We start from the raw sequence: 9474 nt of genomic DNA, 5'->3' as shown, positions 1-9474 counted from the left end.
GCGCCAGGCCCGGATCGCACGGACTCTTCCTACTGAAAGTAGGACGTGCTCTGGTAGCACCACTGACGCCTGACGAGGAATCATCTCCCTCGCGACACCCAGAACAATACCAGCCCCACACCCACACACCGAACCCCGACCAACCCGCACCCCAAAAGCAAACAAGGCCCGGCACCCTTTGAAAGGCACCGGACCCCGTCCGACAATTGGAGCGCCAGGCCCGGATCGCACGGACTCTTCCTACTGAAAGTAGGACGTGCTCTGGTAGCACCACTGACGCCTGACGAGGAATCATCTCCCTCGCGACGAGAAGTACAGTACCAGCTCCGTGATCAATCACCGAACCGGAGGCGAACCCCGCATGACGAGCGCTCAACCCGAGGCCACCCCGTACGCCGACGGACGGCTCATGGACGTGCACCGCCCGCCCGCCGACACCGCCGGGCCCGCGCCCGTCGTACTGCTGTGGCACGGCCGGGGCCCCGACGAGCGCGACGTGCTGCGGCCGCTCGCCCGGGAGGCCGCCGGGCTCGGCCTGCTGGTGCTCGTCCCGGACTGGCGCTCCGACCGGCCTGACGGCGGCCGCGCCGAGCTGCTCGCCTCGCTCGCCCACGCCCGCCGCACCGCCGCCGCGTACGGCGGGGACCCGGACCGCCTGGTCCTGGCCGGCTGGTCGCTGGGCGGCCGGGAGGCCATAGCCGTGGCCACCCACCCCGACACCCCCGCCGAGCGGCGTCCCATCGCCGCCGTCGGCATCTCCTCCAGCTACGCCCGCCTGGCGATCACCACCGGGGACGCCCCTCTCGACCTGCTGGCCGAGCAGCCCTCTCCCGTCCCGCTCTGGCTGGTCCACGGCACGGAGGACGGGGTGCTGGACATCGAGCACACCCGGCAACTGAGCGCTGCTCTGACAAAGCAGATGTCCGCGGTACGGGTTCTCGAACCCGCCACCGACCACGCGGGCGTCATCATGACCGTGTACGACGCCGAGGCGGACCGCTGCCTCCCCACCACCGCCGAAGCGGTGCTGCGTGCCGGCCGCCGGACCGCCGCCGTCCTCGCCGAGGCCGCCGGGCTGTCGTAGGTAGCGGCACAGCGGGCAGGGCGCGGCCTACCGCCCCGCGACGAGGGAGCGCAGGCCGTGGCCGCGTTCCATGGCCTCCAGGTCGCGCTGCAGCGGCGGCCGGGGGACGGCCAGGACGGGGCAGCTCGCGTGCCGGACGCAGTAGGCGGTGACGGAGGGGCGCAGCGCCCGGGAGAGGCAGCCGCGGCTGCTGCCGGCGCCGAGGACGAGCAGGTCGTCGGGGTGGTCGGCGAAGCGGACCAGGGTGTGTCCGGTGTCGCCGCGGACGGCCTGGCAGCGCAGCCGGACTCCGGCGTAGCGGCCGGCGAAGGCCTCGTCGAGGGCTTGCCGGAGCCGGGCGACGGCGGCGTCGCGGCCGGCGGTGATGGCGGCCGGGCAGGGTGTGCGGCGGTAGCCGATCTCTTCGCCGGGCGAGGTCCAGCAGAGGAGGGCGAGGACCTCGGCGTCGGTGCGGTGGGCTTCGGTGACGGCGTGGTGGAGGGCGGCGAGGCTGCCGAGCGAGCCGCTGACGCCGACGACGATCCGGCCCGCGCGGTCGGCCCGCTCCGCTGCCCCGTCCGCGCCGGATATCTCGCTGTCCGCCATGGTGCGCCCCGCCTCTCGGTCCGTACCGCCGTGCTGTGCTGTCGTCCTCCAGCAAAGCGGGCCGGCACCGCACCTCCGGCGCCCGTTGACACGCCTCTGACGCGCGCGCGGGTGTTCCGTACGTGTCCCTGATGCCCCGGGGTCGCTACGACGCGGTCCGGTACGCCTCCAGGTGGTCGGCCAGCGCTGCGGGGTGGCCGGGCATGGGGCAGTGGTCACCGGGCATCACCGCCACCACGTCGTGGCCCCGCCGGCGCAGTTCGGCCTCCAGCAGGTGCCGGTACCACGGGCCGGACGCGGCCCCGGGAATCAGCACGTACGCAGCCATCGTCAGTGACCTCTCCGCAGCGCAACGGGCAGTCCGGACATCCTCCTCCATCCTCGTCACGGCACTCTGGTGAAGGCCGACCGTTTCCCGGTGTGAAACGGCTTGCCTATCCCTCCGGTGGTTCGGCTTCCCAGAGGTCGGCGAACATCCGGTCCAGGTGTTCCTCCCCGATCGGGGGGACCGGCAGCGGGTGGGTGGCCTGGGTGCGGAAGCCGTCGAGGAGCAGGGCGAGGTAGCGGCGCCAGAGGTCGGGGCGCAGGTCGGTGGTGGCGGGCAGCGCGCGGCAGAGCGGGCCGAGCAGGAAGAGCAGGTCCATGGTGACCACGTCGCGCCGCATGGTGCCCTGGTCCTGGGCGCGGGCGATGAGGGCGCCGACGGTGGCGGCGTTCCGGCGGCTGATCTCGATCATGCCGGGGATGGTGGGGATGGCCTGGGTGACGAGGTCGTTGATGCCCCGGTCGGCGGCGACGAGTTCGAAGATGCGCTCGAAGTAGTGTTCGAGCGCGGTCCAGGCGTCCTCGGCGGCGAGGGCTTCCTCGCCGGCCCCGGCCAGGCCGACGGCGGCGTCGGCGAACACCTCGCCGATCAGCGCCTCGCGGGTCGGGAAGTGGCGGTAGAGGGTGGCGTTGCCGACGCCGGCCTCCTTGGCGATCTGGTCCAGCGGGACGTCGAGGCCGTGCCGGGAGAACATGCCGCGGGCGGCGGCGAGCAGCAGGTCGCGGTTGCGCTGGGCGTCGCGCCGGAGCCTTCCCGGGGGGTTCGCGCTGCTCGGTGCCATGTCCCGACCCTAGCAATCCCGGGGGCGGGTGGTCGGGCGGCGGTCAACTACCCTACGGAGGCGTTGATTCCGCGAGGGGTCCGGAGCGGCTCGCGAGGGGCCGCGGTGAGTCGAGGGGGCGGCCATGGCCGAAGTGGTGGAGTTGCGGTACTACCCGGTGAAGGGGTGCGCCGGGGTCGAGGTGGCGCGGGCGGAGCTGACTCCGGCGGGGCTGGCCCACGACCGGGCGTTCATGGTGGTGGACGAGGACGGGGTGTTCCGCTCCCAGCGCCGGGACCGCCTGCTGGCCACGGTCCGCCCGACGGTCGGGGAGGATGGCCGCCGGCTGACCCTCGACGCCCCGGGTGTGGAGCCGGTGACCGTCGCCGTGGACACCGAGGGTCCGCGCCGGGCGGTGCAGCTGTTCGGCGCCCCGTTCTTCGGGATCGACCAGGGCGAGGAGGTGGCCGGCTGGCTGTCCGGGGTGCTGGGTGCCCGCAGCCGGCTGGTCCGGGTGCCGCCGGAGCACGACCGGGTGACCGACGGGCTGGTACCGGGCACGTCCGGCTACGCCGACAGCTGCGCGGTGCACCTGCTGTCCCGCGCGTCGCTGGAGCGCTTCAACGCGCTGAGCGGCGGACTCCCCGTGCCGGCGGACCGGTTCCGCCCGAACCTGGTGGTGGACGGCTGGGACGAACCGCACACCGAGGACCTGGCCCGCCGGATCACCGTGGGCGGCGCCGAGTTGGCCTATGCCAAGCTCGCGATCCGCTGCTCGGTGACGCTGGTCGACCAGTCGACGGGCGCGAAGGCCGGTCCGGAGCCGCTGCGGACGCTGGCCGGCTACCGCCGGGCGGCGGTCGGCGGGGTCGCGTTCGGCAGCAAGTTCGCGGTGCTGCGGCCCGGCACGCTGCGGGTCGGGGACGAGCTGGTGGTGGACGCCTGGGCGCCGTCCGAGCTCTGAGGCCGGTCGCGGCGGGCCGCCGGGGCGGGCGGGGGGCCGCCCCTCGGCGATCCGGCGATCCGGCGGGCCCGTCGTTCCGGCGGCCCCGGCGGAGACGTGCGCCGGGGCCGGGAGGGGCGTGGGGCGCGTGTCAGCAGCCCTGGTCGATCAGCGAGAACGTGACGTAGTGGTCACCGGTGTAGTAGTCCTCCTGGGTCGCCTGGCCGGTGATGATCCGGCGGGTGCCGCGGGTCGGGGCACCGGGCGTGATGACGGTGTACTCGTGGTAGTAGCCGTTGGACTGGCTGGGCAGGACGTGCTCCCTGTTCTGGAACACGACGCCGTCCTGGGAGTACGGGAACGGCCCGTCGGTGGCGATCAGGTTGAGGGTGTCGGTCGCCTCGGGCGGGAGGGCGGACAGACACACCGTGCCGCTCACGTCGGCGTGCGCCTCGGTGGCGACGGCGACGGGCGCGAGGGTCATCAGGGCGACGGCGGTGACGGCGGCAGCGCGGGTCTTCCACGCGCGTAGAGTGCGGGTCATGCCCACCAGTGTGACCAGCCACCGACAACTCCGGAAGCCCTGCGACAAACTATTAACCGACGGGTAACTCACCTGTCTGACCAGCGACTTGAGCCGTATCCCAGCTCCGACCCGAGCCCGGCCGGCGCCGTCCACGAACCGCCCGGACACCCCATGGGTCGACCGCCGTCGAACTAGCAACCCGACCGCTGTCGGCTCCTCACAGCTTCCTCACGTTCGCTCCCCGCTCCAGTCGCGCCGCATAGAGTGACGGATCATGTCGGACCGGAACGACCGCTGACGGGGTGGGCATGAACACGGGGACGAACACGAGCGCGGGCACGGGACCGCACCCGGCCACAGCCACGGGCGCGCCGCTGACCGCGCGGCAGCTGATCGGACTGCTGGTCGACCCTGGCGCCTTCCAGGGCTGGGACGAGCCGCCGGCCGACCCGCCCACCGACCAGGCCGACCCCGGCTACCGCGCCTCGCTCGACCGGGCCCGCGCACGCACCGGTCTCGACGAGGCCGTCCTCACCGGTGCCGGCCTGGTCGGCGGGCGGCCGGTGGCGCTGGTCGCCTCCGAGTTCGGCTTCCTCGGCGGCTCGATCGGCGTGGCCACCGCCGAGCGGATCACCCGCGCCGTCGAGCGCGCCACCGCCGAGCGGCTGCCACTGCTCGCCCTGCCCGTCTCCGGCGGGACGCGCATGCAGGAGGGGTCGGCGGCCTTCCTGTGCATGCTGCGGATCACCGCCGCCGTCCAGGCGCACCGCGCAGCCGGTCTCCCCTATCTCACCTATCTACGGAACCCGACCATGGGCGGGGTCTTCGCCTCCTGGGGCACGCTCGGCCAGCTGGTGTTCGCCGAGCCGGGCGCCCGGCTCGGCTTCCTCGGCCCGCGCGTGTACGAGGAACTGCGCGGCGTGGAACTGCCCCCGGACGTGCAGCGGGCGGAGACGCTCGCCGGACGCGGCCTGGTGGACGCCGTCGTGCCGCCGCAGGACCTGCGCGAACTGGTCCGCCGCACGCTCGCCGTCCTCGCCACCACCGCGCCCGCCCCGGGCAGCACGGACACCAGCGGCACCGGCGCCCCCGGTCCCGGCCCCGGCCTCGCTCCCGACCCCACCCCCGACGGGGCCGCCGAACACCCCGACGCCTGGGACTCCGTCCGCCGCACCCGTCGCCCCGACCGCCCGGGCACCCGCGAGCTGCTGCGCCACACCGCCGAGGAACTGGTGCTGCTGGACGCCCCCGGCGGGCGGGACGGCGCGCTGGTCCGCGCCCTCGCCGTCCTCGGGGGTCGGCCGGTCCTGGTGGTCGGCCAGCAGCGGCAGACCCCGGAGCACGAGCGCCCGTTCACCGCCGCCGACCTGCGGGCCGTCCGGCGCACCGCGCGGGTGGCGGAGCAACTGGGGCTGCCGCTGGTCACGGTCGTCGACACGGCCGGGGCCGAACTGTCCGCGCAGGCCGAGCTGGACGGGATCGCGGTCGAGATCGCGCACTGCCTGACCACCCTGCTGGCGCTGCGCACGCCCGTCCTGGCGGTGCTGCTCGGCCAGGGCTCGGGCGGCGGCGCGCTGGCGCTGCTCCCGGCCGACCGGGTGCTCGCCGCCGGGCACGCCTGGCTGGCGCCACTGCCACCGGAGGGCGCGTCCGCGATCGTCCACCGGGACGGCGGGCACGCCGCCGAGCTGGCCCGCTCCCAGGGCATCGGCGCGGGCCACCTGGCGGAGGTCGGGCTGGTGGACGAGGTGGTCGAGGAGCGGCCGGACGCGGCGGACGAGCCGGAGGCGTTCTGCGCGCGGCTGGGACGGGCGGTCGGTGCCGCGCTCGGCGGGCTGGCGGCGCTGCCGGAACCGGACCGCCTCGCGGCGCGGGCCCTGCGTCACCGCCGGCTCGGCGACCTCCGCTGAACCCCCGGTGGGGCCCGCCGATCTCCGCCGGTCTCCGCCGGGGCCCGACGATCTCCCCCGGGCCCCCACGGGTGTGGCGCCGGTCTCAACGGCGGCGAGATCGTCTGTACCCAACGTGCCGGCGGCAGACCGGCGGGTGACGGCCTCAGCGGCCCAAACGGTGAGTGCGCTCACACCGGAATGCGGTCCACGACGGGCGATAGTGGCAAGTCCCGGGCACCCGCGCCCCGCCCCGCCGACGGGGCGTTCGCGCAGGTCACCGCCGGTCGGCGCGCTCCGCGCAACCGACCCTTCGAATCCACGGCGGCCGCCCCCCGTACGACCGGGGGTCGTAACAAGGGGGTCTTGGCGACGCCCGATCCGGCATGCCAACAATGGCTCAGTCGTCAGCCGCACCGGCACCTGTCCCGCCGGTAGCGACTTACTGCCAGGTCACGCCCCACGACCATTTCGGCCCCTGTCCGGCCATGGTCCAAGGCGGGGCGTGACCCGGCCCAACCCGATTGAGGTCTTGTTCTTCATGCCCACTTTCAAGCTCCGCATGCGCACTTCCGCCGCGATTCTCGCCGGCGCCGCCGGTCTGACCGCCCTGGGCGCGGGTGTGCTGCCCGCCACCGCGAACGCCGCCACCCTGTCCCCGCAGGCCGTGGCCGCCCAGATCGTCCCGGCGAACCAGCTGGCCTCCTTCAGCCAGATCATCGCCCACGAGTCCAGTTGGAACGTGACCGCGACCAACGCCAGCTCGGGCGCGTACGGCCTGGCCCAGGCGCTGCCGGGCTCCAAGATGGCGACGCACGGCTCCGACTGGAAGACCAACGCGACCACCCAGATCAAGTGGGCGCTGGACTACATGAACTCCCGCTACGGCAGCCCGAACGCCGCCTGGACCTTCTGGCAGGCCAACCACTGGTACTAAGCCGACCACCTCGGCTCACCGGACTCCACCCGCATCCTGACCACTCCCCCCTCACCCCGGGGGTCGGACAGGGATCACCGGGGTGACCCCAGAGGGCCCGGGCCCGCGCGATCCGCGTGGCCCGGGCCCTCTCGTGGTTCCCGCACACCGCTCGCGGGTCGCGCGGCGCCTCCCGCCGTTCGCCCGACCCGCCCCCGCCTCGTCCGGCCCGCCCCCGCCTCGTCCGGTCTGCTCCCGCCTCGCCCTCACCTCGTCCGGACGCCCGGGCCGCGCCCCGTCGCTCAGAGCTCGCCGGTGAGCCCGAGCAGTTCCCGCATCCGCGCGTACTTGGCGGCCAAGCGCTCGGCGGTCGCGACGTCCAGCGCGGCCAGCCGGGCCGGGTCCGAGTTGTGGGCGAGGTCGGCACGCTTGACCAGCAACGCGCCCGGCGTGGCCAGGACCCGCGCGGTGTACGCCTCGACCGGCTCGTCGGGGCGGCGGGTGAGCGCGTCCACGATCGTCTTGGTGGCCTCGGACAACGCGGCCCCCGCCAGCCACTCCCGGCTCAACCGGTCGTCCTCGACGGTGTCGTGCAGCCAGCCCGCCGCGATCTGGGCGTCGCTGCCACCGCGCGCGGCCGTCCCGTGTGCGACCGCCGCGATGTGCTCGCCGTACGGGTGGCCGTTCTTGTCGACCTGCCCCTCGTGCGCGCGCCGGGCGATCGCCTCCACCTCGGCCAGGCTCAGGTACTCGGGTTCCATCGGCGCGTTCTCGGGCTCCATCGGCTCATCGTAGGCCCGTGGTCTCCCCGTTCACGCTCACTGGTTTACTGCCCCGGGGCGGGAGACCCCCGGCCCACCCGGCAGACCGTCCGAGCGATCCGAGGAACCATGCCATCCCTGCACCCCCTGCTGTCCGGATTCGCCCCGATCTGGGCACTGACCGGGGTCGGCTACCTGGTCGGCCGGACCGGGCTGCTCGGGCCGCACGCGGAGCCGGTGCTCAACCGGTTCGTCTTCCACGTGGCGATGCCGGCCTCACTGTTCCTGATGATCGTCCGCACCCCGCTGGACCACTTCGCCAACCCCTCGATGCTCGCCTTCACCGCCGGCACCGTCGTCTCGATCGGCCTCGGGCTGCTCGCCGGGCGCCTGCTGTTCCGGCGCAAGACCGGCGAGTTGGCGATCGGCGCGATGGCCTGCGGGTACGTCAACTCGGCCAACCTCGGCATCCCGGTGGCGATGCAGCTCCTCGGTGACGCCTCCTTCGTCGCACCGGTGGTGCTGTTCCAGATCCTGGTGGTCACGCCCGCGGTGCTGACCGTCCTCGACGGCGGCGCGGCCGGCCGCCGGGCCCTGCTCACCCTGCCACTGCGCAACCCCATCCTGTTGGCCACCGCGCTCGGCGCCGCCGCCTCCGCCTGCGGGCTTCACCTGCCCGCCGAGCTGAACCGCTCCTGCGAACTGCTCGGCGGCGCCGCCGTGCCGACCGCCCTGGTCGCCCTCGGCATGTCGCTGCACAACCGCCCGCCGGCCACCGGCCGTTCGCGCCACGCCGAGGTCGGGCTGACCGTCGCGGTCAAGACCCTGATACAGCCGCTGGTCGCCTTCGCGGTGGCCGGCCCGCTGCTCCACCTCCCCGCGCACCAACTCCTCACCGTGGTGCTCTTCTCCGCCCTGCCCACCGCGCAGAACGTCTACGTCTACGCCCGCGAGTACGGCCAGGGCACCGGGCTCGCCCGGGACTCGGTGCTCTGGTCGACCCTGGCGTCGATGGCGACCCTGTCGGTGATCAGCTGGTCCCTCGCCGCGTAGCCGGGGCCTTCCGGAGAGGTGACGACCACCCGTACACGGCACGACAGTTGTCCCCCGCGAGCCGTACAAAAGCGGGGAACCGGGGCCCTCGTCGGACTCCCGGTGGAATGCTGGCGCCCATGAGCCAACCGGACCTTCGTTCCGCAGAGTTCCACCACTGTCCGTCCGTCGTCACGCTGCCGCAGACGGACGTGGACCACTACAACACCGTTCCGCGCGGTGCCTTCCTGATCGATCCGCGCCTGCGCTGCGACCTCGCCGGCGGGCACGGCGGCACCCATTCCGCGCTGGTCCAGGGCGTCGGCTTCGACCTGCACTGGGCGTCCTGGCCCGAGTACCTGGTCGAGGTCGGGCCGCGCTGCCCGGCCGTCGGCCCGTACGAGGGGCCGGAGCCGCCGCGCGACCCCAACATCTGTCTGCTGCGCGAGGACCACCCCGGGCCGCACTACGGCGAGACCTGGTTCTGACGCCCCGCCGGTCACTCCCCCAGACCGGTGGTGCCCGCCGAGTTCGATCCCAACGCCTCCCCGGGCCGGCCGGGGTCACCACCCGGCCGGCCCGGGAGGCGTCCATCAGTTGGATCAGCGCCCGCAGATCGGCCGGGCGCTGCCTTCACCCCCGCGGAGTCCCAT

The 9474-nt window shown here is 74.0% G+C and carries 11 protein-coding genes; 6 read left to right on the top strand and 5 right to left on the bottom strand.

The window, feature by feature from the left end:
• The first annotated feature begins 361 nt into the window (after positions 1-361).
• Positions 362-1084, top strand: a complete 723-nt coding sequence (locus ACIP37_RS33100) for an alpha/beta hydrolase (protein WP_400811869.1) — start codon at positions 362-364, stop codon at positions 1082-1084.
• A gap of 27 nt (positions 1085-1111) precedes the next feature.
• On the opposite strand, the gene ACIP37_RS33095 is transcribed toward ACIP37_RS33100, so the two are convergent.
• From ACIP37_RS33095 to ACIP37_RS33085, 3 genes are all read right to left on the bottom strand, one after another.
• Positions 1112-1669, bottom strand: coding sequence for a universal stress protein (locus ACIP37_RS33095; protein ID WP_400811868.1), 558 nt, complete (start codon positions 1667-1669; stop codon positions 1112-1114).
• Positions 1670-1814: 145 nt separating this feature from the next.
• Positions 1815-1997: a hypothetical protein gene (locus ACIP37_RS33090; protein ID WP_363585237.1), complete on the bottom strand. Its 183-nt coding sequence runs from the start codon at positions 1995-1997 to the stop codon at positions 1815-1817.
• Between the two features lie 106 nt (positions 1998-2103).
• Entirely contained in the window at positions 2104-2775 is a 672-nt protein-coding gene (locus ACIP37_RS33085; protein ID WP_363585239.1) for a helix-turn-helix domain-containing protein, read from the bottom strand.
• Positions 2776-2899: 124 nt separating this feature from the next.
• On the opposite strand from ACIP37_RS33085, the gene ACIP37_RS33080 reads away from it, so the two are divergent.
• On the top strand, positions 2900-3718 hold the full coding sequence (locus ACIP37_RS33080) for an MOSC domain-containing protein (protein WP_400811866.1): 819 nt from the start codon (positions 2900-2902) through the stop codon (positions 3716-3718).
• A gap of 130 nt (positions 3719-3848) precedes the next feature.
• Here ACIP37_RS33080 and ACIP37_RS33075 read toward each other — a convergent pair whose 3' ends face one another.
• Positions 3849-4241 (bottom strand): ribonuclease, encoded by a 393-nt coding sequence (locus tag ACIP37_RS33075; RefSeq protein WP_400333744.1) that lies wholly within the window; start codon positions 4239-4241, stop codon positions 3849-3851.
• Positions 4242-4531: 290 nt separating this feature from the next.
• Between ACIP37_RS33075 and ACIP37_RS33070 the strand changes: the two genes are divergently transcribed.
• Together ACIP37_RS33070 and ACIP37_RS33065 are read left to right on the top strand one after the other, a co-directional pair.
• Positions 4532-6133 (top strand): carboxyl transferase domain-containing protein, encoded by a 1602-nt coding sequence (locus ACIP37_RS33070; protein ID WP_400811864.1) that lies wholly within the window; start codon positions 4532-4534, stop codon positions 6131-6133.
• A gap of 541 nt (positions 6134-6674) precedes the next feature.
• Positions 6675-7049 (top strand): transglycosylase SLT domain-containing protein, encoded by a 375-nt coding sequence (locus ACIP37_RS33065; protein ID WP_350879079.1) that lies wholly within the window; start codon positions 6675-6677, stop codon positions 7047-7049.
• 281 nt (positions 7050-7330) lie between these two features.
• Here the strand turns inward: ACIP37_RS33065 and ACIP37_RS33060 are convergent, their stop codons facing one another.
• On the bottom strand, positions 7331-7810 hold the full coding sequence (locus tag ACIP37_RS33060) for an HD domain-containing protein (RefSeq protein WP_363585245.1): 480 nt from the start codon (positions 7808-7810) through the stop codon (positions 7331-7333).
• Between the two features lie 108 nt (positions 7811-7918).
• On the opposite strand from ACIP37_RS33060, the gene ACIP37_RS33055 reads away from it, so the two are divergent.
• Positions 7919-8842: an AEC family transporter gene (locus tag ACIP37_RS33055; protein WP_363631880.1), complete on the top strand. Its 924-nt coding sequence runs from the start codon at positions 7919-7921 to the stop codon at positions 8840-8842.
• Positions 8843-8961: 119 nt separating this feature from the next.
• Complete coding sequence (locus tag ACIP37_RS33050; protein WP_363585249.1) at positions 8962-9309, top strand: hypothetical protein; 348 nt, start codon at positions 8962-8964, stop codon at positions 9307-9309.
• Positions 9310-9474 lie beyond the last annotated feature (165 nt).

This window comes from Kitasatospora sp. NPDC088861, assembly GCF_044750105.1.
Classification (GTDB): Bacteria; Actinomycetota; Actinomycetes; order Streptomycetales; family Streptomycetaceae; genus Kitasatospora.
This window is presented reverse-complemented; position numbering and strand designations above follow the sequence as displayed.

Coding starts and splice junctions, on each gene's coding strand:
- ACIP37_RS33100 (WP_400811869.1), top strand. CDS start 362: ATGACGAGCGCTCAACCCGAGGCCACCCCGTACGCCGACGGACGGCTC.
- ACIP37_RS33095 (WP_400811868.1), bottom strand. CDS start 1,669: ATGGCGGACAGCGAGATATCCGGCGCGGACGGGGCAGCGGAGCGGGCC.
- ACIP37_RS33090 (WP_363585237.1), bottom strand. CDS start 1,997: ATGGCTGCGTACGTGCTGATTCCCGGGGCCGCGTCCGGCCCGTGGTAC.
- ACIP37_RS33085 (WP_363585239.1), bottom strand. CDS start 2,775: ATGGCACCGAGCAGCGCGAACCCCCCGGGAAGGCTCCGGCGCGACGCC.
- ACIP37_RS33080 (WP_400811866.1), top strand. CDS start 2,900: ATGGCCGAAGTGGTGGAGTTGCGGTACTACCCGGTGAAGGGGTGCGCC.
- ACIP37_RS33075 (WP_400333744.1), bottom strand. CDS start 4,241: ATGACCCGCACTCTACGCGCGTGGAAGACCCGCGCTGCCGCCGTCACC.
- ACIP37_RS33070 (WP_400811864.1), top strand. CDS start 4,532: ATGAACACGGGGACGAACACGAGCGCGGGCACGGGACCGCACCCGGCC.
- ACIP37_RS33065 (WP_350879079.1), top strand. CDS start 6,675: ATGCGCACTTCCGCCGCGATTCTCGCCGGCGCCGCCGGTCTGACCGCC.
- ACIP37_RS33060 (WP_363585245.1), bottom strand. CDS start 7,810: ATGGAGCCCGAGAACGCGCCGATGGAACCCGAGTACCTGAGCCTGGCC.
- ACIP37_RS33055 (WP_363631880.1), top strand. CDS start 7,919: ATGCCATCCCTGCACCCCCTGCTGTCCGGATTCGCCCCGATCTGGGCA.
- ACIP37_RS33050 (WP_363585249.1), top strand. CDS start 8,962: ATGAGCCAACCGGACCTTCGTTCCGCAGAGTTCCACCACTGTCCGTCC.